The 20,002-nt window shown below is 71.5% G+C and carries 18 protein-coding genes; 8 read left to right on the forward strand and 10 right to left on the reverse strand.

Annotated features, from left to right (window positions below; all coding sequences use genetic code 11):
* Positions 1 to 18: 18 nt before the first annotated feature.
* From OHA55_RS22785 to mce, 5 genes are all read right to left on the reverse strand, one after another.
* Complete coding sequence (locus OHA55_RS22785) at positions 19 to 798, reverse strand: ABC transporter permease (RefSeq protein ID WP_266709179.1); 780 nt, start codon at positions 796 to 798, stop codon at positions 19 to 21.
* Between the two features lie 3 nt (positions 799 to 801).
* Positions 802 to 1,848 carry an ATP-binding cassette domain-containing protein gene (locus tag OHA55_RS22790; protein WP_266709181.1) on the reverse strand — a complete coding sequence of 349 codons (1,047 nt, stop codon included), beginning with the start codon at positions 1,846 to 1,848 and terminating at the stop codon, positions 802 to 804.
* 87 nt (positions 1,849 to 1,935) lie between these two features.
* Complete coding sequence (locus OHA55_RS22795) at positions 1,936 to 2,874, reverse strand: cellulose-binding protein (protein WP_266709183.1); 939 nt, start codon at positions 2,872 to 2,874, stop codon at positions 1,936 to 1,938.
* Between the two features lie 204 nt (positions 2,875 to 3,078).
* Positions 3,079 to 6,879, reverse strand: a complete 3,801-nt coding sequence (gene scy, locus OHA55_RS22800; RefSeq protein WP_266709185.1) for a polarized growth protein Scy — start codon at positions 6,877 to 6,879, stop codon at positions 3,079 to 3,081.
* Between the two features lie 165 nt (positions 6,880 to 7,044).
* Positions 7,045 to 7,473 (reverse strand): methylmalonyl-CoA epimerase, encoded by a 429-nt coding sequence (gene mce, locus OHA55_RS22805; protein ID WP_266709187.1) that lies wholly within the window; start codon positions 7,471 to 7,473, stop codon positions 7,045 to 7,047.
* Between the two features lie 140 nt (positions 7,474 to 7,613).
* On the opposite strand from mce, the gene OHA55_RS22810 reads away from it, so the two are divergent.
* Positions 7,614 to 8,819, forward strand: coding sequence for an acetyl-CoA C-acetyltransferase (locus OHA55_RS22810; protein ID WP_266709189.1), 1,206 nt, complete (start codon positions 7,614 to 7,616; stop codon positions 8,817 to 8,819).
* 56 nt (positions 8,820 to 8,875) lie between these two features.
* Positions 8,876 to 9,838: a methylmalonyl Co-A mutase-associated GTPase MeaB gene (meaB, locus tag OHA55_RS22815; protein ID WP_266709191.1), complete on the forward strand. Its 963-nt coding sequence runs from the start codon at positions 8,876 to 8,878 to the stop codon at positions 9,836 to 9,838.
* Between the two features lie 110 nt (positions 9,839 to 9,948).
* Here meaB and OHA55_RS22820 read toward each other — a convergent pair whose 3' ends face one another.
* The 4 genes from OHA55_RS22820 to OHA55_RS22835 form a co-directional block, all read right to left on the reverse strand.
* Complete coding sequence (locus OHA55_RS22820) at positions 9,949 to 10,425, reverse strand: MarR family winged helix-turn-helix transcriptional regulator (RefSeq protein WP_266709193.1); 477 nt, start codon at positions 10,423 to 10,425, stop codon at positions 9,949 to 9,951.
* Positions 10,426 to 10,613: 188 nt separating this feature from the next.
* Positions 10,614 to 11,399, reverse strand: a complete 786-nt coding sequence (locus OHA55_RS22825) for an AIM24 family protein (RefSeq protein WP_266709195.1) — start codon at positions 11,397 to 11,399, stop codon at positions 10,614 to 10,616.
* Positions 11,396 to 12,046: an AIM24 family protein gene (locus OHA55_RS22830; protein ID WP_266709197.1), complete on the reverse strand. Its 651-nt coding sequence runs from the start codon at positions 12,044 to 12,046 to the stop codon at positions 11,396 to 11,398. Before OHA55_RS22830 ends, OHA55_RS22825 begins: the two co-directional genes overlap by 4 nt.
* Positions 12,046 to 12,678, reverse strand: a complete 633-nt coding sequence (locus tag OHA55_RS22835) for an AIM24 family protein (protein WP_266711073.1) — start codon at positions 12,676 to 12,678, stop codon at positions 12,046 to 12,048. The genes OHA55_RS22830 and OHA55_RS22835 overlap by 1 nt, the downstream gene beginning before the upstream one ends.
* A 210-nt stretch (positions 12,679 to 12,888) precedes the next feature.
* Between OHA55_RS22835 and OHA55_RS22840 the strand changes: the two genes are divergently transcribed.
* The 4 genes from OHA55_RS22840 to OHA55_RS22855 all read left to right on the forward strand — a co-directional run bounded on the left by OHA55_RS22840 (position 12,889) and on the right by OHA55_RS22855 (position 17,523).
* The gene (locus OHA55_RS22840) at positions 12,889 to 13,239 is read left to right on the forward strand and encodes a DUF3817 domain-containing protein (protein ID WP_266709199.1); all 351 of its coding nucleotides are present in this window, start codon (positions 12,889 to 12,891) and stop codon (positions 13,237 to 13,239) included.
* Positions 13,236 to 13,529, forward strand: coding sequence for an MTH1187 family thiamine-binding protein (locus OHA55_RS22845; protein ID WP_266709201.1), 294 nt, complete (start codon positions 13,236 to 13,238; stop codon positions 13,527 to 13,529). Before OHA55_RS22840 ends, OHA55_RS22845 begins: the two co-directional genes overlap by 4 nt.
* A gap of 193 nt (positions 13,530 to 13,722) precedes the next feature.
* The gene (locus OHA55_RS22850; protein WP_266709203.1) at positions 13,723 to 15,561 is read left to right on the forward strand and encodes a cellulose synthase catalytic subunit; all 1,839 of its coding nucleotides are present in this window, start codon (positions 13,723 to 13,725) and stop codon (positions 15,559 to 15,561) included.
* 3 nt (positions 15,562 to 15,564) lie between these two features.
* The gene (locus OHA55_RS22855) at positions 15,565 to 17,523 is read left to right on the forward strand and encodes a kelch motif-containing protein (protein WP_266709205.1); all 1,959 of its coding nucleotides are present in this window, start codon (positions 15,565 to 15,567) and stop codon (positions 17,521 to 17,523) included.
* Between the two features lie 71 nt (positions 17,524 to 17,594).
* Here OHA55_RS22855 and OHA55_RS22860 read toward each other — a convergent pair whose 3' ends face one another.
* Complete coding sequence (locus tag OHA55_RS22860) at positions 17,595 to 18,602, reverse strand: glycoside hydrolase family 6 protein (RefSeq protein ID WP_266709206.1); 1,008 nt, start codon at positions 18,600 to 18,602, stop codon at positions 17,595 to 17,597.
* A 347-nt stretch (positions 18,603 to 18,949) separates the two neighbouring features.
* Between OHA55_RS22860 and OHA55_RS22865 the strand changes: the two genes are divergently transcribed.
* Both OHA55_RS22865 and OHA55_RS22870 read left to right on the forward strand, forming a co-directional pair.
* The gene (locus OHA55_RS22865) at positions 18,950 to 19,459 is read left to right on the forward strand and encodes a MarR family winged helix-turn-helix transcriptional regulator (protein WP_266709207.1); all 510 of its coding nucleotides are present in this window, start codon (positions 18,950 to 18,952) and stop codon (positions 19,457 to 19,459) included.
* Positions 19,460 to 19,569: 110 nt separating this feature from the next.
* Positions 19,570 to 19,932, forward strand: a complete 363-nt coding sequence (locus OHA55_RS22870; protein WP_266709208.1) for a DUF3817 domain-containing protein — start codon at positions 19,570 to 19,572, stop codon at positions 19,930 to 19,932.
* The last annotated feature ends 70 nt before the right edge of the window (positions 19,933 to 20,002 follow it).

Here is a 20,002-nt window from a genome sequence, read left to right on the forward strand (position 1 = left end):
GGGAATCGCGAAACGGCCCTACGCGTCCCGCTCCCGGAGCACGAGGTACCCGCCCACCAGTGCCGCGACCACCCAGAGCGCCATGATGCCGAGCCCGCCCCACGGCCCGTACGGCGCCTCGTCGCTGCCCATCGCGTTCGGCACCACCTGCATGATCTTCGAGCCCGCCTGGTCGGGGAAGTACCGGGCGACCGTCTTGGCGCCCGGCACGGAGGCCAGGATCTGGGAGACGAGGAAGAAGAACGGCATCAGGATGCCCAGCGAGAGCATCGAGCTCCGCAGCATCGCGGCCACACCCATCGAGAAGACCGCGATGAGCCCCATGTAGATGCCGCTGCCGAACACCGCGCGCAGCACGTTGTCCGACCCGAGGTCCGTGCCGTGGTCACCGAGCAGCGCCTGCCCGAGCAGGAAGGCGACGAAGCCGGTGATCAGCCCGACGACCAGGGCCAGCACCCCGGCCACCGCGATCTTGCTGAAGAGCAGGGTGCCCCGCCGGGGCACGGCCGCGAGCGAGGTGCGGATCATCCCGGAGCTGTACTCCGTACCGACCACCAGCACGCCGAAGACGACCATGGCGAGCTGACCGAGGATCATCCCCGAGAACGAGACGAAGGTCGGGTCGAACGTCGCCCGGTCCGTGGCCGAGAGATCGTCGAACTGCGAAGCGAACAGGGCGCTCAGGGCCGCTCCCATCGCCACCGTGACGACGAAGGCCGAGATGAGCGTCCAGGTGGTGGAAGAGACCGTGCGGATCTTCGTCCACTCGGAGGTCAGGACCGCGGGTACCGATGCCATCGGTCACACCCCCTTGCCGTGGTCGCGGGGACCGGAGCCGCCCGCGGTGCCGTCGTTCCAGCCTTCTCCCCAGACCCCCGGCGCGGGACCGGAGCCGCCGGCCGCCGCCGGGGGAACCGCGCCCCCGCCGGCCGGGCCGTTGACCTCGCCGTGTGCGTGGTACTCCACCGAACCCGCCGTCATCTGCATGAACGCCTCCTCCAACGAGGCCCGCTGCGGGCTCAGTTCGTGCAGGACGAGCTGATGGCGCGCGGCCAGCTCACCCAGCTGCTCGCTCGTCGCCCCGTCGACCTCCAGGGTGCCGTTCCCCGCCTCGACCGGGGTGAAGCCGCCCGCGGCCAGCGCGTCCCGCAGCCGCTCCTGCTCCGGGGAGCGCAGCCGCACGAAACTCCGTGAGTTCTGGTGGATGAAGTCCGCCATCGACGTGTCGGCGAGCAGCCGGCCCTGACCGATCACGATCAGATGGTCCGCCGTCAGCGCCATCTCGCTCATCAGGTGCGAAGAGACGAAGATGGTCCGGCCCTCGGCGGCGAGCGCGCGCATCAGGTTCCTGATCCAGTGGATGCCCTCCGGGTCGAGACCGTTGACCGGCTCGTCGAACATCAGGATCTGCGGATCGCCCAGCAGGGCCGAGGCGATGCCGAGCCGCTGCCCCATGCCCAGCGAGAAGCCCTTCGACTTCTTCTTCGCCACCGCGCTCAGCCCGACCGTGTCCAGCACCTCCGCGACCCGCGAGGCGGGGATGCGGTTGCTCTGCGCCAGGCAGAGCAGATTGTTGTACGCGCTCCGGCCCCCGTGCATCGACTTGGCGTCGAGCAGCGCTCCGATGTACTTCAGCGGTTCGTCCAGCTCGCGGTACCGCTTGCCGTCGATGCGCACCGAACCGCTGGTCGGATTGTCCAGATCGAGCATCATCCGCATCGTCGTGGACTTGCCCGCGCCGTTCGGTCCGAGGAAGCCGGTGACCATCCCCGGTCTGATCCGGCAGGACAAGGCGTCGACGGCGACCTTCTGGCCGTAGCGCTTGGTCAGTCCTTCGAGCTCGATCATGCGTTCACGCTAGAACGGCCGCGCGCCCGGCGCCACCACAAAGGCGGAACCGGGCGCACGAAAGCGGGCCGAGGGTGTGAGACGGCGTCAGCGGGTCTGCTGGGCCGGGACACCACGGGTGGCGGGCTCGTCGTCCACCGGGGAGGAAGCGGCGGCCACGGCCGCGCCGGTCAGCGTCGCCAGCATCTCGCGGACGTTGGTCAGCTGGGCGTTGATCGAGTCGCGGCGGTTGGTGAGCGCCGCCAGCTCGCGCTCCGACTCGCTGCGGATGCGGTCGGCCTTGGCGTTCGCGTCGGCCACGATGTCCTCGGACTGGCGCTGCGCGGTCTCCACCGTCTGGCGGGCCCGGCGCTCGGCGTCCGTACGGAGCTTCTCGGCCTCCAGACGGAGCTGCTCCGCGCGGTGCTCGATCTCCGCCAGGCGCTTCTCGGCCTTGGCCTGACGGGACGCGAGGTCACGCTCCGACTGGTCGCGGCGCTTGGCCAGGTTGGTCTCGAAGTCCGCGGCGGCCTGGGCGGCCTTGGCGCGGGTCTCCTCGAAGAGGGCGTCCGCCTCCTCGCGCTTCTGCTGCGCGTCCTTCTGCGCCTCGGTGCGCAGCGTGGTCGCCTCGCCCTTGGCCTTGTCGACGATGCGGACCCCGTCGTCCTCCGCCTTCGCCTTCCGCTCGGCGGCGAAGTTCTCCGCGTCGTTGCGCACCTGCTGGGCGGCCGACTCGGCCAGCTCGCGGTGCTGCTCGGCGGCGCGGCGGGCCTCTTCGCGCAGGTCCTTGGCCTCCTCCTCGGCGAGGCGGAGGATCTTCTCGACGCGGGCACCGAGGCCGGCGTAGGAGGGCTCGGCGTCGCTCACCTGGGCCTGGGCGTTCTGCGTCTCGAGGTGGAGCTCCTCGATGCGCTTCTCCAAGGAGGTGATGCGCGCGAGCGCACTGTCACGGTCGGCGACGAGCTTGGTGATGCGGTCGTCCACCTGACCGCGGTCGTAACCACGTCGCACGAGCTCGAAGCCGAAGGGGGAAGAGGGGTCGCTCATGGGTTTCCTGTCGAATGAGACCGGTGAGGTGATAGAGGGAATCCTAGGGGCCAAAGCGGCGTGTCAGCGTGGAGATACCAGTTTGATCTGGAGAATGACACCTCTTTCGGGTGGCCGACCTGGGGAGCGATGATCACTCTCCGGGGCGACCGGACCGCCGTGCGCACGTGATTCCGCACCCCGTCATCCCTCCCCGAGACCCCCTCAGCCCTCCGTCTGCTTGCCGCCCGCGCGGGTGCCCGCGCCGGCGGCGGCCTTGAGGCCCGCCCCGAGAGTTCCACCGCCGGTGGCCTTCCCGCCTCCTGCCGGAACCTCGAAAGACTCCAACGCCTCCAGTACGTCCTGGACACGGGAGATCTCCGTATTGATGTCCGCGCGCCTGCGCACGAGGACTTCGAGCTCGCGCTTGCCCTCGTCCACCGTACGCTTCGCCTCGGCCTCGGCTTCGGCCCGCAGCTTCTCGGCCTCGCGGATGAGCTCGGCCTTCTTGGCCTCCGCCTCCTTGAGCAGCGACTCCGCACGCTTGACCGCCGCGATCCGGACCTTGCCGGCCTCCGAATTCGCGTCCGACAGAAGCTCCTTGGCCTTCTTGTCGGCCTCGTCGCGCTGCTCGGTGGCGACCTTCATCAGATGGTCGACACGCTCGCCGGCGGTCTTCATCTGCTCGGACGTCTCCCTGCGGGCCCGCTCGTGCAGCTCCTCGACCTCGGCCTCCGTGCGGGTGCGGTGCTCCTCCGCGCGCTCCCGGGTGGCGGTGGCGTCGCGCCGCGCGCCGACCAGGAGCTCGTCGGCGTCCGTACGCGCCCGCTCCACCAGGGTGTTGCCCTCGACGGTGGCCTCCGAGGTGATCCGGACGGCCTCCTTGCGGGCGGCGTCGACCATGGTGTCGGCCTGCGCCTCCGACTCGGTGGCCGTCCGCAGTGCCTCCTCGCGCGCCTTGTTGATCAGCTGGTCGGCCTGCTCGGCGGCGTCCGCCCGGCGCTTGGCCGCCGCCTGGCGCGCCTCGTCCAGCACGCGCTCGGCCTCCTCGCGGGCGTCGCCCAGCAGCTTCTCGGACGCCTCCTCCGCGTCGGTACGCAGCTGCGCGGCCTCCTCGCGGGTGCGGGTGGCGTGCTCCTGGGCCGAGGCCACGGTCTTCGCCGCCTCCGACCGCCGACGCTCGGCCTCCCGCGTGGCCTCGCCGACGAGCTGGTTCGACGAGTCGGTCGCCTCCTGGCGGATGCGCTCGCCCTCACCGGTTGCCTCCGCGACCAGCCGGTCCGCCTGCTCCGCCGCGTCCGAGCGCATGCGGTTGGCGTCCTCGCGGGCCTCCGCACGGGACCGTGCCGCGTCGTGCTCGGCGGACGCGAGGGAGTCCGACGCCTCGGTACGTACCCGCTGGCTGTACTCCGCGGCCTCCGCGCGCAGCCGCTCGGACTCCGCGATGGCGTCCGTGACGGTCCGCTCCGCGAGCGCCTTCGCCGCGTCCGACTCCTCGGCCGCGACCTGACGGATGCGGTTGGCGTCCTCGCCGGCCCGCTCCCGCTCCGCTGCGGCGTCGGCACGCAGCCGGTCCGCCTCCTCCTGCGCCTCGGTACGCGTCCGCGTCGCCTCCTGCTCGGCGGCCGTACGCTGCGCGGCGATCTCCGACTCGGCCTGCTCGTGCAGCCCGGCGACCGCCTCGCGCACCTGCTGGGCGGTCTGCTCGGCGGTCGCGACCATCTCGGCCGACCGGCTCTCCGCCTCGCCGACGAGCCGCTGCGCCTCGGTCTGCGCCTCCTCGACGCGGGTACGGGCGGACGCGAGGAGCTCCTCGCTCTGCACGCGGGCCCGCTCGCGCTCCTGCCCGGCCTCGGACCGGGCCGCCTCCAGGGTCTCCTCGGCCGTGCGGCGACGCCGGTTGGCCTCCTCCTGCGCGGCCTCCAGCGCCTCGGCCGCCTCGGTCGCGACGCGCTCGGCGGCGGCGGCCGCCTCGGCCCGCACCCGGTCGGCCGTATCCTGCGCCTCGGACTTGAGTCGCTCCGCCTCGGTCGCCGCCTCGGTACGCAGCCGTACGGCGACGGTCTCGCCCTCGGAACGCGACTGGGCCGCGTCCGCCGCGGCCTCGTCGCGCAGCCGCTGCGCCTCCGCCTCGGCCTGCTCCTGGAGCGTGCGCAGCCGCTCGGCGGCCTCGCCGCGCAGCCGCTCGGACTCCTCGGCCGTCTCGCGGCGGATGCGCTCCGCCTCCGTACGGGCCGTGCCGAGGGCCTCCTCGGCGGAGGCGACCCGGGTCTCGGCGTCGGTACGCAGCCGGTCCAGCTCCGCCGCGGCCTCCTCGGCGCGGGCGGCGACCTGACGTTCGGTCTCGGCGCGCAGCCCGGCCGCGGCCTCCTCGGCCGCCGTCTTGGTGGACTCCGCCTGCTCCTCGGCCTCGGTGCGCAGGGTCTCGGCCTCGGCGCGGGCGCTCTCCAGCGACTCCTCGGCCTGCTTGCGCAGGGCCGCCGCGCGCTCGCCGGCCTCGGTACGGACCCGCTCGCTCTCGGTGGAGGCGGAGGCACGCTGCTCCTCGGCGTCCGTCCTCGCCTTGGTCAGCAGCTCCTCGGCGGTGCGGGCACCCTCCTCGATCTGCTGGACGGCCTCGCGGCGGGCCTCGCCCCGGATGCGCTCGCCCTCGGCGACCGCCTCGGAGCGCAGCTGCTCGGCCTCGCCGCGCAGCCGGCGGGCCTCCTCCTGGAGCTCGACCGTCTTGGCCCGGTACTCCTTGGTGCCCTCTTCGGCCGCGCCCTTCAGCTGGTCGGCCTGCTCGGCGGCCTCGCCGCGCAGCCGGTCCGCCTCGGCCTCGGCCTCGCGGCGGATGCGCTCGGCCTCCTCGGCCGCGGCCCGGGTGGTGGAGGACGCGTCCTCGGACGCCTTGGTCAGCACCTCCTCGGCGCTGCGGGCGGCCTTGGCGAGCTGGGCGGCGGTGTCCTCGGCAGCGGCGGTACGCGCCTTCTCGGCGGCCTCCGCGACGAGCCGCTCGGCCTTGGCTCGGGCGTCGGCCAGGGCCTGCTCGGCCTCTTCCTTCAGCGTCTCGGCGTTCTTGGTGGCCTCGCCGACGAGGCGGGCGATCTCCGACTTCGCGGTGCGGGTGCGCTGTTCGTTCTGGGACTCGGCTCCGGCCAGCGTCTTCGACGCGGCGTCCTTGGCCTCGGAGAGCAGCTTCTCCGCCTCCAGCCGCGCTTCGCGCAGCCGGGTCTCGGCCTCCTGGGCGTGGTGTTCGGCGGAGCGCTGGAGTTCGGTCGCCTGCCGGCGGGCCCGGTCGGCCTCGGCGGTGGTCGTGGACCGCAGCTCCTCGGCGTGCTGGGTGGCCTCCTGCGCCTGGCCCGCGGCGGTGCTCAGCATCCGCTCGGCGTCCCGGCGGGCGCGCAGCAGGATCGCCTCGGCCTCGGCGCGGGAGGTCTCGGCCTCGGAGCCGAGCCGCTGGCGGGTCTCCTCGGCGACCCGGGCGGCCTCGTTGCGGGCGGCGTTGACGGACTGCTCGGCCTCGGCCCGGGACTCCTCCATGAGCCGGCGGGCCTGCGACTCCGTGCGGGCGCGCAACTGCTCGGCCCAGGCGACGTTCTCGTTGACGTGGGCCTCGACGGTCTGCCTGCGTTCGGCCAGCTCCTGGTCGAGGCGCTGGCGGCGCTGGACCGCCTCGTTGTGCAGCTCGGCCTGGAGCCGGGCCTGGTGCTCCGCGTGCTCCTGGAGGATGCGCTGCGTCTGGGCCCGGGCGTCGCGCAGCTCGCGCTCGGCGTCGGCGCGCATCTGTTCGGCCTGGCCCTGGGCATCGCGGAGCAGTTGCTCGGCCTGGTATCCCATGTCCGCGCCGCCGTAGGCGGGTCGGGTCGCGAGATTGCGCCGAGCCTCGTGCAGCTTGGCTCGCAAGACCTCGACCTGGTAACCGAGGTCCTCGGCGTGCTGGACGGCCTTCTCCCGGTCGGTTTTCAGCCGGTCCATCTCGGCTTCGAACCGCGAGAGGTGGTCGTCTTCAGCTCGGTGGCTCTCCTGGCGTTCGTAGCCCCGCACTGCGCGGTCCCATCCGTCCCCTGGTCGCAACTCTCCATACAGGACCGCCCGCCGGCGAGCGGTCCCCCGGGGAATGGTGACAGACGAACGACAGGGACGTCTGCACGCCCCCGACCCCGGCCCCGGCCCGGAACTGCCCACTCTACCGGGCCGGGTATCCGGCGGTCAGTGCTCCGTCCGGGACGTGACCAGTTCGGTGAGGACGCCGTGGCAGTCCTTCGGGTGGAGGAAGGTGATCCGGGAGCCCATGGAGCCGGTGCGGGGCTCCTCGTAGAGGACGCGTACCCCCTTCTCGCGGATGTCCGAGGAGTCCTGGTCGACGTCCTCGGTGCCGAAGGCGATGTGGTGGACGCCCTCGCCGTTCTTCTCCAGCCACTTGCCGACGGCCGAGTCGGGCCGGGTCGGCTCCAGCAACTGGAGGTAGGAGGCCCCGCCGTCGGAGGTGCCGTTGATCTTCAGCATGGCCTCGCGTACGCCCTGTTCCTCGTTGACCTCCGAGTGGTGGACCTCGAAGCCGTACGTGGAGCGGTAGAACTCCACCGTCTTGTCGAGGTCGAAGCAGGCGATCCCGATGTGGTCGATTCGCGTCAGCATGGGACCAGTGCAGCGTCCGAGAGGAGGATTGGCAAGGTGCGCGCGATCACACACGCTGCCGGATGACGGACGGTGGGCGTCTCAGTACATTTTCAAGTCAACCCTCGTTAACCACCCTCACCTCCTTAGGGGCCGTGCCCATGTCAGGAACGACAGGTACCACCACCTCAGTGATCGTCGCGGGCGCCCGTACGCCCATGGGCCGGCTGCTCGGCTCCCTGAAGAGCTTCTCCGGCGCGGAGCTGGGCGGCTTCGCCATCAAGGCGGCGCTGGACCGGGCCGGCATCGGTGGCGACCAGGTCGAGTACGTGATCATGGGCCAGGTGCTCCAGGCGGGCGCGGGCCAGATCCCGGCCCGTCAGGCGGCCGTCAAGGCGGGCATCCCGATGAACGTTCCCGCGCTCACCGTCAACAAGGTGTGTCTCTCCGGGCTCGACGCCATCGCGCTGGCGGACCAGCTGATCCGCGCCGGCGAGTTCGACGTGGTGGTGGCCGGCGGCCAGGAGTCCATGACCAACGCCCCGCACCTGCTGCCGAAGTCCCGCGAGGGGTACAAGTACGGCGCGATCGAGATGCTCGACGCGATGGCGTACGACGGTCTGACCGACGCCTTCGAGAACATCGCGATGGGTGAGTCGACCGAGAAGCACAACACCCGTCTGGGTCTGGAGCGCGCGGAGCAGGACGAGATCGCCGCCCTCTCCCACCAGCGTGCCGCCGCCGCCCGCAAGAACGGCCTCTTCGAGGCCGAGATCACCCCGGTCGAGATCCCGCAGCGCAAGGGCGACCCGGTGCTCTTCTCCGAGGACGAGGGCATCCGCCCCGAGACGACCGCCGAGTCGCTCGGCAGGCTCCGGCCCGCCTTCGCCAAGGACGGCACGATCACCGCCGGCTCGTCCTCGCAGATCTCGGACGGGGCCGCCGCCGTGGTCGTGATGAGCAAGGCGAAGGCCGAGGAGCTGGGGCTGGACTGGCTCGCCGAGATCGGCGCCCACGGCAACGTGGCCGGTCCGGACAACTCCCTCCAGTCCCAGCCGTCCAACGCCATCCGGCACGCCCTGAAGAAGGACGGGCTCACCGTCGGCGACCTGGACCTGGTGGAGATCAACGAGGCGTTCGCGGCCGTCGCCGTGCAGTCGATGAAGGACCTGGGCATCACTCCGGAGAAGGTCAACGTGAACGGCGGGGCCATCGCGCTCGGTCACCCGATCGGGATGTCCGGCGCCCGCGTGGTGCTGCACCTGGCGCTGGAGCTGAAGCGGCGCGGTGGCGGCACCGGTGCGGCGGCGCTCTGCGGCGGCGGCGGTCAGGGCGACGCACTGATCATCCGCGTACCGGGCAAGTAGTCACGGGTGGTCCGCGCGGCGGCAGGGCACGCGCGGCGAAGAGGAACGGAGCGGTGATGGTGGACGTCCCCACCCTGGTCGAACAGGCACGGCGGGGCGGGCCGCGGGCCGTCGCCCGGCTGATCTCGCTGGTGGAGGGGGCCTCGCCGCAGCTGCGCGAGGTGATGGCCGCGCTGGCCCCGCTGGCGGGGCACGCGTACGTCGTCGGGCTGACCGGCTCGCCCGGGGTGGGGAAGTCCACCTCCACCTCGGCGCTGGTCACCGCGTACCGCAAGGCCGGGAAACGGGTCGGGGTGCTCGCGGTCGACCCGTCCTCGCCGTTCTCCGGCGGGGCGCTGCTGGGGGACCGGGTGCGGATGTCGGACCACGCATCCGACCCCGGTGTCTACATCCGGTCCATGGCGACCCGGGGCCATCTGGGCGGCCTCGCCCGCTCGGCGCCGCAGGCCGTCCGGGTGCTGGACGCGGCGGGGTGCGACGTGGTGCTGGTGGAGACGGTCGGGGTGGGCCAGTCCGAGGTGGAGATCGCCTCGCAGGCCGACACCTCGGTGGTGATGCTCGCGCCGGGCATGGGCGACGGCATCCAGGCGGCGAAGGCCGGAATCCTGGAGATCGGAGACGTGTACGTGGTCAACAAGGCGGACCGGGACGGCGCGGACGCCACCGCCCGGGAGCTGAACCACATGCTCGGCCTCGGGGAGTCCCGGGGGCCGGGCGACTGGCGGCCCCCGATCGTGAAGACGGTGGCCGCCCGGGGCGAGGGCGTCGACGAACTGGTCGAGGCACTGGAGAAGCACCGGGCGTGGATGGAGGAGCACGGGGTGCTGGCGGCCCGGCGCACCGCGCGGGCGGCCCGCGAGGTGGAGACGATCGCCGTCGCCGCCCTGCGCGAGCGGATCGCCGACCTGCACGGCGACCGCCGGCTCGAAGCACTGGCGGAGCGCATCGTGGCGGGCCGGCTCGACCCGTACGGCGCGGCCGACGAGCTGGTCGCGGGGGTCACCGCGGCAGCGCCCTGAGGGGCTGCGCGCACCGGGGCGGCGTACGGGCCGCCCCGGTACGCACCGGGCCGTGTTGTGAAAGTCCCGCCCGGAGGGCGCTACTTTCACAACACGGCCTCGGGCAGCGATTACGGCCTGCCGCGCCGTCCGCGCAGATGGTCCGCGATCGGGGTGAGGGCCGCGTGCAGCTCGGCCAGCGCCTCGGGCGTCAGCAGGTCCATGAAGTGCTTGCGGACGGAGGCGACGTGGTACGGCGCCACCTTCCGCATCGTCTCCCCGCCGAGGTCGGTGAGGACCGCGAAGAGCCCGCGCCGGTCCGACTCGCAGTTCTCGCGCTTGACCAGCCCGGCGTTCTCCATGCGGGTGATCTGGTGCGAGAGCCTGCTCTTGGACTGCAGGGTGAGCGACGCGAGGTCGCTCATCCGCAGGCGCTGCTCCTCGGCCTCGGAGAGGTTGACGAGGATCTCGTAGTCGTTCATGGTCAGGCCGAACGGCTGGAGGTCTCTCTCCAGCTGGTGCGTCAGCAGTCGGCTGACGTCCAGGTGGGTGCGCCAGGCACGCTGCTCCGCGTCGCTCAGCCAGCGAGTGGCCGTCTCGGTCTCCATATATGGATTCTACCTAAGAAGTTGAAAGCCGGACGAAGTGGGGGCTGTGACCCCCGGCACCCGCCCGGCACCCACTTCGGCATCCGCCGTCGGTCACCGTGCCGCGCGCGGCACGCACGGCACTCCGGTCACACGAAAGGGCCGGGCCGGGGGCATACCCCTGGGAATCACGCTCCGCAGAGTACCGCTCACAGGCCGAACCGACGCTGGAGATCCCCCAGCTGGCCGGGGAGACGGGGTGCGGACCCAGGTTGACCCCCGCCGTGGACGCCGGGACCGCCTCCACCCGGCACTCCCGCCTCCACCGGAACCGCGCCCACCGACTGCTCGGCCATCAGTACCTCGGTCGACTGCAGCAGGACCGTCCCCGCGCCGACGAACTCGAACTGGTGCTCCTCGCCGGAGGTCCCGCCGATCCCCGTCAGCGAGCGCAGCCCGCCCATCACGCCCCGCATGTACCCGTGGTCGTAGTGGTGGCACGGGGACGGGCAGTCGGCCCAGCCGACCAGGGCCTGCGGGTCCACCCGCAGCGGCGGCTCCATGAAGACCACCGGCCCGTTCGAGGCCGCCACGAACTTCCCCGTACCGATCAGCGTGAGGAACCCCGGCACGATCGACTGCTTCAGCGCCAGGGACGGCTGGAAGGCCAGCAGGTTCCCGGAGCGGATCGTCAGGTTGCCGTTGTCGAGGTCGAAGGAGTTGACGTCGAAGGCCCGGTCCGCGAGGAGCATCTTGCCGCTCCCCTCGGCCACCACCCAGTCGCCGGCGTGCATCGGCGAGTGGAAGCTCGTCCGCAGCAGCCGGTCGAAACGGCCGTTGCCCACTCCGTCGAAGTCGATGCGCCCGTAGTAGGCGATCATCTTCCCCTTCTGGAGGAACCACTGACTGCCCTTCAGCTCCACGCAGAAGGTGTAGGAGTTGACGTTGTCGTCCGAAGGCAGCGTCATCGGATCGAAGATCACGGGCGTGCTCACAGCTTCTCCTCCGACGCCTGGACGTACACCGCACCACTGCCGCTCAGCTCCAGCTGGAACGCCTCGCCCGAGCCGCGCCCCACCATGTCGCGCCAGCCCAGCGCGGTGGAGAGCTTGTTGCGTACGTCCCCGTGGTGGGCGACGTACGCCTGCGGGTCCACGTGCACCTCGCGGCCGGGCGTGATCGGCAGTTCGACCACTCCGCCGTGGGCCATCACCGCGACCGCGCCGTGGCCCTTGAGGGTCGTGGTGAACAGGCCCTGCCCGGTGACCTGGCCGCGCACCATCCCCATGACCCCGCCCTGCGAGCCCATGAACATCGTGCCCTGCTGGAGCGTCCCGTCGAACGCCAGCAGCCGGTCCGCCTCCACGTAGAGGGTGTCGCCGGCGAGGTTGATGACCTGGATGTGGTGGCCGCCGTGGCCGAACATCACCGTGCCGCTGCCCTCGACCGTCATCAGCGGGGTCGCCTCGTTCGCCACCCGCCGGCCGATCATCGACATCAGCCCGCCCTGGCCGCCCTGGATGTTCGGGGTGAAGGAGACGTCGCCCCGGTAGGCGAGCATCGCGCCGCGCTGGCTGTACATCTTCTGACCGGGGACGACCGTCGCCTCGATCATCTTCGAGTTGATCTCGCGGAACGGCATCAGACGTCGCCCCCGATCGTGTTCCGCTCGCTGGGCTGCACGTACACGAGTCCCTCGCCCTCGAAGCGGATCTGGAACGACTCCCCGGAGCCCTCGCCCATGAACGTGCGGAAGCTCACTCCGGACTGGAAGTGCTGCTGGAGGTTGCCCTGGTGGGCGATGTAGGCGCCCGGGTCGACGTTCAGCGGGTACTGCGGGGTCACCCGGAGGACCACCGCCGACCCGTCCGACATGATCGCCGCCTGCCCGGTGCCCTCCACGGTCGTGGTGAACAGGCCGTTGCCGCTCGCCCCGCCGCGCAGCCCGGTGAAGCTGGTGCCGGTACGCAGCCCGGCGTCGGTGCAGAGCAGATTGCTCGCCTCCACCCACAGCTTCTCGCCGCGCAGCGACACGAGGTTGATCTCGCTCGCGCGGTCGGCGAAATAGCAGGTGCCCTGCCCCCGCACCTCCATCACCGTCATCTGTTCGCCGGTCAGCCTGCGGGTCACCATGCCGCGCAGGCCCTCACCGCCACCGGACAGTTTCTTGAACGCCATCCGGCCGTCGTACGCGACCATCGAGCCGTTCTTCGCCTTCACGGCATCGCCCGTCAGATCGACGGCGAGCGTCTTGCTGCCTTGGAGTCGGAACATCGCCACGGACCGACGGTAGCCGCCCGTGCGGCGCACGGGCCAGTGTCCGGGGAAGGATCACAGACCGCCGCAGGTCCCACCCGTCCCACCCTTCCCGCGCGCCCCCGGGGCAGGAGTGGCGGGCGGGCGGTGCCACAATGGGGGCGGTTTGTGCTTGCTTTCACAAGCCGCGACGACAGCAGTGACGACCCTCCCACCGAAGGTGCCCTCGTGGACATCAAGACCGCTACCGCCCTGCACCGGCTGCGCCTCATCTCCATTCCCGAGGCGCTCTCCTTCCCGGCACTGATCATCTTCGGATCGATCCTGAGCCGCGTCTCCGACATCGACTTCCTGATGATGCCGCTGGGCGCCCTGCACGGCCTCCTCTTCGTGATCTACGTCCTCTTCCTGCTCGACGTGTGGATCAAGGCGAAGTGGCCCGTCAAGCGGGTCGCCCTCTTCTTCCTGCTCTGCCTCCTGCCGTTCGGCGGGCTCTACGGCGACAAGCTCCTCAAGCGGTACGAGACGGACGGCGTCATCGCCGCCCGCGCCCGCCGCGAAGGCACGGTGAACGCGTGATCGTCGCCTTCTCGGTCTCCCCGCTGGGCGTCGGCGAGGACGTCGGCGAGTACGTGGCCGACGCCGTCCGCGTCGTCCGCGAGTCCGGACTGCCCAACCGCACCGACGCCATGTTCACCTCGATCGAAGGCGAATGGGACGAGGTGATGGACGTCGTCAAGCGCGCAGTCGCCGCCGTCGAGGCCCGCGCCGGACGCGTCTCCCTCGTGCTGAAGGCCGACATCCGACCCGGCGTCACCGACGGACTCACCTCCAAGGTCGAAACCGTGGAACGGTACTTGGCCACCTGACGCACCGTCCGCTCGAAGCGCCACCCGCTGCCCCCGAGGAGCCCCCCGCCGCAACACGGCCGGGGGCTCCCCGCGTTCCAGGGGAAAGCACCCCGACCCGCCCGCGAAACCGCTCACTCGGCCCTGCCGAGTCGCCGCGTTCCGGAAGATCCACTTATGTGGTGAGACAAACCGGTTCGACATTGGAGGCACGGTGCGGTCGGAGGTCTACGACTACGACTCCCACTCCCGGCTCGCGGGTCCGCTCACGGAACCGGAAGGACCGGCCTGCCGGGTCCGGTACCGGAGCCTCCTCGCGGCGGAGAAGCGGCGCACCCGCGCCGTCCTCCTGACGACCCTCGCCCCGGTGCTCACGGCACTGCTCCTGCTCTACCTCGTCTGGCCGACCCACTGGACCAGGCGCGAGAACGGCGAGTACTGGCTCGTCGCCGCCGACACCGCGATGCTCGTCTCCATCGGGCTGATCGAACTCTTCATGCTCGTCAACGTCGTCTCCATCGCGCACGCCACACTGGTCGCCAGGGACCCGGTGCCCGTCGTCCCCGAGCCCGGCACCCGGGTCGCCTTCGTCACCACGTACGTACCGGGCACGGAACCCCTCGCCATGGTCCGCGCCACCCTCCGGGGCGCCGTACGGCTCCGGCACGACGGACCGCTGGACGTCTGGCTGCTCGACGAGGGCGACGACCCGGACGCCCGGGCGCTCTGCGCGGAACTCGGCGTCCACCACTTCACCCGGCGCGGGGTACCCGAGTGGAACCGGCCGAAGGGGGCCCACCGGGCCAAGACCAAGCACGGCAACTACAACGCCTGGCTGGAGCGGCACGGTGACGCCTACGAGTTCTTCGCCTCGGTCGACACCGACCACGTGCCGCACCCCGACTTCCTGCGGCGGATGCTCGGCTTCTTCCGCGACCCCGACACCGCCTTCGTCGTCGGCCCGCAGGTCTACGGCAACTACGACGCGGCCGTCACCAAGGCCGCCGAATCGCAGCAGTTCCTCTTCCACGCCCTGATCCAGCGCGCAGGCAACCGTTACGGGGCGCCCATGTTCGTCGGCACCAACAACGTCGTCCGCGTCGCCGCCCTGCGCCAGGCCGGCGGCCTGTTCGACTCGATCACCGAGGACATGGCGACCGGATTCGAGATCCACCGCCGCCGCAACCCGCTCACCGGCCGTCACTGGCGGTCCGTCTACACCCCGGACGTGCTGGCCGTCGGCGAGGGCCCGTCCTCCTGGACCGACTTCTTCACCCAGCAGCTGCGCTGGTCGCGAGGGACGTACGAGACGCTGCTGCGGCAGTACGCCAAGGGGCTGTTCCGGCTGCCGCCGGGCCGGCTCCTCAGCTACACCCTGATGCTCGTCTACTACCCGATGACCGCCGTGAACTGGCTGCTCGGGGTGGTCAGCTGCGTGCTCTTCCTCTGGCTCGGCGCCTCCGGCACCGAGGTCTCCGCCTCCCTCTGGCTGATGCTCTACAGCGACGCGGCGGCCCTCCAGATCGGCCTCTACCTCTGGAACCGGCGGCACAACGTCTCGCCGCACGAACCCGAGGGCTCCGGCGGCATCGCCGGCATGGCCATGTCCGCCCTCTGCGCGCCGATCTACCTGAAGTCGCTCGGCGCCGCCGTGCTGCGCACCAGCGGGCGCTTCGTCGTCACGCCCAAGGGCGGGGCAACCAGCCCCGACCGGCTCCTCACCTTCCGCATCCACCTCTTCTGGGCCGCCGTGCTGGTGGTCTCGCTCGCCGCGTCCGTCCCCCTGCACCACACGCACGCGGCGATGCGCACCTGGGCCGTACTGGCCCTGGCCATCGCACTCTCCCCGGTCGCGGTGTGGGCGGGCACCCGGTGGCGGGCCGCACACCCGGCGCGGCCCCGCCGGAGCGCACGGCCCGAGCTCCGCCGGCCGGACCCGCTCCCGCTCCCCGCCGAGGCGACCTTCATCACCACCACGACCACCGTGCCGCCCGCGCCGACGACCGGTGCCGCCCTCGCCGAACCCGTACGCAGCACCGCAGGAGGGAACTGACCCATGCCCCACCGGCCCACCAGACGGATCAGAAGGGCGGTCCTCGGCAGCGGGGCCGTCGTGGTGCTCGCGGGGCTCAACGCGCCCGCGGCGCTCTCGTTCGCCCAGGACCAGTACCACGCGTACAAGATCGCCCAGCCCGGCTACCAGGCGCGCTACGGCTCCTGGCAGCGGGTGGACATCCCGAAGAGGTACCGGACCAACGCCATCCACGCCGCGCTGCTCCACACCGGCAAGGTGCTGATCGTCGCGGGCTCCGGCAACAACCAGCAGCACTTCGACGCGGGGACCTTCGACACGGTCCTGTGGGACCCGGTGGCCGACACCTTCAAGAAGGTCGACACCCCGGTGGACTTCTTCTGCGGCGGCCACGCGGCGCTTCCCGACGGCCGGCTCCTCGTGGCCGGCGGCACGGCCCGGTACGAGGTGCTCGACGGCGAGGTGACCCGGGCCGGCGGCGGGATGCGGGTGAAGAACGAGAACCCGGACAAGGCGCTGTTCCTGAAGAAGGGCACGGTCTTCCGCTCTCCCTCGGGCGTCGAGTACCGCTCGCTCTTCGACGTGACCGTCCCCCGGGCCGTCAAGGGCGGCTTCGCCGTCACCTACTACGCGGACGGCGGGATGAAGCCGTGGAAGAGCAAGGTGACGGCGGGTGAGGAACGGGTCTTCGTCGAGGCGGTGGAGGCGGGCCCCGACTCGGTGACCGCCGAGTCCGCCCAGTACGAGATCGAGGGGCTCACCGGCAGGGAGGCCGACAACTCCTACGGCCTCGCCGAGAGGATCACCACGCAGAAGCAGGACTTCCAGGGCATCCGGGCGGCCTACGAGTTCGACGCGCTCGCCGAGAAGTACATCAAGGTCGACCCGATGAAGGAGGCCCGCTGGTACCCGACCCTCGTCGGGCTCGGTGACGGACGGGTGCTCGCCGTCTCGGGACTCGACGACGTCGGCGAGATCATCTCGGGCGACACCGAGATCTACGACCAGGCGACCAGGAAGTGGTCCAAGGGACCGTTCCGCTACTTCCCGACCTACCCCGCCCTCTTCCTCACCAAGGGCGGCAGGCTCTTCTACCCGGGCGCCAACGCCGGTTACGGCCCGGCGGACAAGGGGCGTGCCGCAGGGCTCTGGGACCTGCGGAAGAACACCTTCAAGGCGGTCGGCGGGCTGAAGGACTTCGACGCCACGGAGACCGCCTCCTCCCTGATGCTGCCCCCCGTCCAGGACCAGAAGGTGATGATCCTCGGCGGCGGTGGCGTGGGGGAGTCGAAGGTGTCGACCGCCCGCACCGCGATCGTGGACCTCAAGGCGAAGAACCCCGTCTTCCGGGCGGGCCCCGATCTGCCCCAGGGCACGCGCTACCTCAACAGCGTGATCATGCCGGACGACACCGTCTTCACCACCGGTGGTTCGAGCGACTACCGGGGGCGCGGGGACAGCAACATCCTCAAGGCACAGACCTACGACCCGAAGACCGGCGAGTTCACCGAGGCGGCCGCCCCCACCATCGGCCGGAACTACCACTCGGAGGCGCTGCTGCTGCCCGACGGACGGGTGGCGACCTTCGGCTCCGACCCGCTCTACGGCGACCGGGCCAACACCAAGCTGGGCACGTTCGAGCAGCGGATGGAGGTCTTCACCCCGGCCGTGCTGCACCGTGCGGGCGGCGACCGGCCGGTGATCGGCGCCGGGCCCGAGGAGGTGGAGCGCGGCGACACCGTCACGTACCCGGTGACCGGCGGCGGCCGGCTCGCGACGGCCCGGCTGATGCGGCCGAGCGCAGTCACCCACACCACCGACGTCGAGCAGCGGTCGATCGCGCTGGAGCTGACCAAGGAGGAGGGCCGGATCACCGTGACGGTGCCGGAGGACAGCACCCTGGTGCCGCCGGGCTGGTACATGCTCTTCGTCACGGACACCGACGGCATCTCGTCTGTGGCGAAGTGGGTCAAGGTCGGCTGAGGCCGCCCGTACGCCCGAGAGGCCCCGGTCACCACCGCGTCCGGTGGTGACCGGGGCCTCTCGCCACCCGCTCAGGATCCCGCGGCGCGGGCCAGGCCGAGCGCGTACTGCGGCCACCAGGTGCCGGCCGCCGGGCCGCCCCGGCAGGGGCCGTCGGAGTCGCCGGGGCGCTTGATCCAGAGGTAGGCGTCCAGCCGCTCCTCCCCGGTGTCGGTGGTCGGGGGAGTGCCCAGCGCCCGCCCCGGCGGGTTGCACCAGGCCTCGGAGCGTCCGCCTGCGAGCGGGCCGCGGCCGTTGCGGCTGCTGTCGATCACGTAGTGCGCGCCGCCGAGGAGGGCGGAGAGCCGCGTCCCGTAGGCCTTCACCGTGTCGTCGGTCTGGAAGTTGGAGACGTTGAGCGAGAAGCCGTCCGCCCGGTCGACGCCGGCCCGGTGGAGCGGCTCGACCAGCTTGGCGGGGTCGGCGAGCCACTCCGGGTTCCCGGCGTCCAGGTAGACCTTGGTCCCCGGATTGGCTTTGAGGGTGTCCACCGCCTGCGACAGCATGTCCAGCCGTTCGGCGTGCTTCTCCGGCGGGGTGCAGCCGTCCACGACGTGCGCGACGGCGTCGGGCTCCAGGACCACCGTGGCCGGCGCGTCCCCGATCGCCCCGGCGAACCGCTCGATCCAGCCCCGGTACGCGCTCGCGTCGGACGCCCCGCCGGCCGAGTAGGCCCCGCAGTCGCGGTGCGGGATGTTGTACGCGACGAACAGCACGCTCTGCCCCGAGCCCGAGGCGCCCCGCACGGCGGTGCGGATGTCCCCCTCCGGGTCGTCGCCCGCGGGCCAGTCGGCCACCGGGTGGGTAGAGATCCGCTCCAGCAGCTTCGCGTCCGTCAGGCGGCCCTCCGCCTCCCAGGCGCTCACCTGACGGGCGGCGTCGCTCTCCGGGTCCACCCAGTAGGGCGACGAAGCGGTGCTCCCGGCGGGATCCTCCGCGTCCCCGGACGGTGTCCCCGGCGGGGACGAGCAGCCCACCGCGAGGGCGGCCGAGACGGCCACGGCGGCGGAGACGACGGGCAAGATCCTGCGGCCGGACATCCAGCCCCCTCGGACGGTGGCTCTTCACGGTGGCTTACGGAAACGGGCTTACGGGAAACGCGGGCTCACGGGAAACGCGGGCTGCGGGCGACGGACACGGGGCGGGACGCCCGTGCGGGGCACGCCCGAGCGCCGGCCTCGCGGGATGCGGAGATGCCATCGACCCTGACACACCGGTCACGGAGCGTGGCGCTGCGACACCGGTCGCCCCGGTCCGTCAACCGTGTGCGCGGCAAACCGTCCTCATTCGGGCGCCCGTGGGCGACCGGCCCGTTCCGCACGCGCATTCGGTACCGAACTCCGAGACGGCGCCCGCCGCGATGTGACCAGTGGGTAAGGTCGGAGCCGTGCCGAAGCCGCTCAGCCTTCCCTTCGATCCCATCGCACGCGCCGACGAGCTCTGGCAGCAGCGTTGGGGACCCGTGCCCTCCATGCAGGCGATCACCTCGATCATGAGGGCCCAGCAGATCCTCCTCGCGGAGGTCGACGCGGTGGTGAAACCGTACGGGCTGACGTTCGCCCGGTACGAGGCGCTGGTGCTGCTCACCTTCTCCAAGCAGGGGGAGCTGCCGATGTCGAAGATCGGCGAGCGCCTGATGGTGCACCCGACGTCGGTCACCAACACCGTCGACCGGCTGGTGCGGTCCGGCCTGGTGGACAAGCGCCCCAATCCCAACGACGGGCGCGGCACCCTCGCCTCCATCACGGACAAGGGCCGCGAGGTGGTGGAGGCGGCCAGCGTGGAGCTGATGGCGATGGACTTCGGGCTGGGCGCGTACGACGAGGAGGAGTGCGCGGAGATCTTCGCCATGCTCCGGCCGCTGCGGGTCGCCGCCCAGGACTTCGAAGACGCCTGAGCCACTAGTACGGCCCGGGCGCGGGCCCGCACACGGGCCGTACGCGGGCCGTACGCGCGGGGGTGTGCCCGCTGCAAGATCGCCCCCGGGCTCCGGCTAATCTCGATGTCATGAAACGCAGCGTGCTGACCCGCTATCGGGTGATGGCTTACGTCACCGCCGTCATGTTGTTGATCCTCTGCCTCTGCATGGTCTTCAAGTACGGATTCGACAAGGGCGAGGGCCTGACGCTCGTCGTCTCCCAGATCCACGGCGTGCTCTACATCATCTATCTGCTCTTCGCCTTCGACCTCGGGTCCAAGGCGAAGTGGCCGATCGGCAAGCTCCTCTGGGTGCTGATCGCCGGCACCATCCCGACCGCCGCCTTCTTCGTGGAGCGCACGGTCGTCCGCGAGGTCGAGCCGCTGATCGCGGGCGCGGCGCCGGCTGCCGCGAACGCCTCCGCGCAGGGCAGCCCCGTCAAGAACGGCTGACGCCCCGCAGGTCCCGCGAACCGCCCCGCACCGGACTCCGTCCGAGTGCCGGGCGGTTTGTCGTCGACAG

The organism is Streptomyces sp. NBC_00102, assembly GCF_026343115.1.
Taxonomy (GTDB): Bacteria; Actinomycetota; Actinomycetes; order Streptomycetales; family Streptomycetaceae; genus Streptomyces.

Coding starts and splice junctions, on each gene's coding strand:
- meaB (WP_266709191.1), top strand. CDS start 8,876: ATGGTGGACGTCCCCACCCTGGTCGAACAGGCACGGCGGGGCGGGCCG.
- OHA55_RS22830 (WP_266709197.1), bottom strand. CDS start 12,046: ATGCCGTTCCGCGAGATCAACTCGAAGATGATCGAGGCGACGGTCGTC.
- OHA55_RS22795 (WP_266709183.1), bottom strand. CDS start 2,874: ATGAGCGACCCCTCTTCCCCCTTCGGCTTCGAGCTCGTGCGACGTGGT.
- OHA55_RS22860 (WP_266709206.1), bottom strand. CDS start 18,602: ATGTCCGGCCGCAGGATCTTGCCCGTCGTCTCCGCCGCCGTGGCCGTC.
- OHA55_RS22810 (WP_266709189.1), top strand. CDS start 7,614: ATGTCAGGAACGACAGGTACCACCACCTCAGTGATCGTCGCGGGCGCC.
- mce (WP_266709187.1), bottom strand. CDS start 7,473: ATGCTGACGCGAATCGACCACATCGGGATCGCCTGCTTCGACCTCGAC.
- OHA55_RS22790 (WP_266709181.1), bottom strand. CDS start 1,848: ATGATCGAGCTCGAAGGACTGACCAAGCGCTACGGCCAGAAGGTCGCC.
- OHA55_RS22785 (WP_266709179.1), bottom strand. CDS start 798: ATGGCATCGGTACCCGCGGTCCTGACCTCCGAGTGGACGAAGATCCGC.
- OHA55_RS22820 (WP_266709193.1), bottom strand. CDS start 10,425: ATGGAGACCGAGACGGCCACTCGCTGGCTGAGCGACGCGGAGCAGCGT.
- OHA55_RS22855 (WP_266709205.1), top strand. CDS start 15,565: ATGCCCCACCGGCCCACCAGACGGATCAGAAGGGCGGTCCTCGGCAGC.
- OHA55_RS22870 (WP_266709208.1), top strand. CDS start 19,570: ATGAAACGCAGCGTGCTGACCCGCTATCGGGTGATGGCTTACGTCACC.
- OHA55_RS22835 (WP_266711073.1), bottom strand. CDS start 12,678: ATGTTCCGACTCCAAGGCAGCAAGACGCTCGCCGTCGATCTGACGGGC.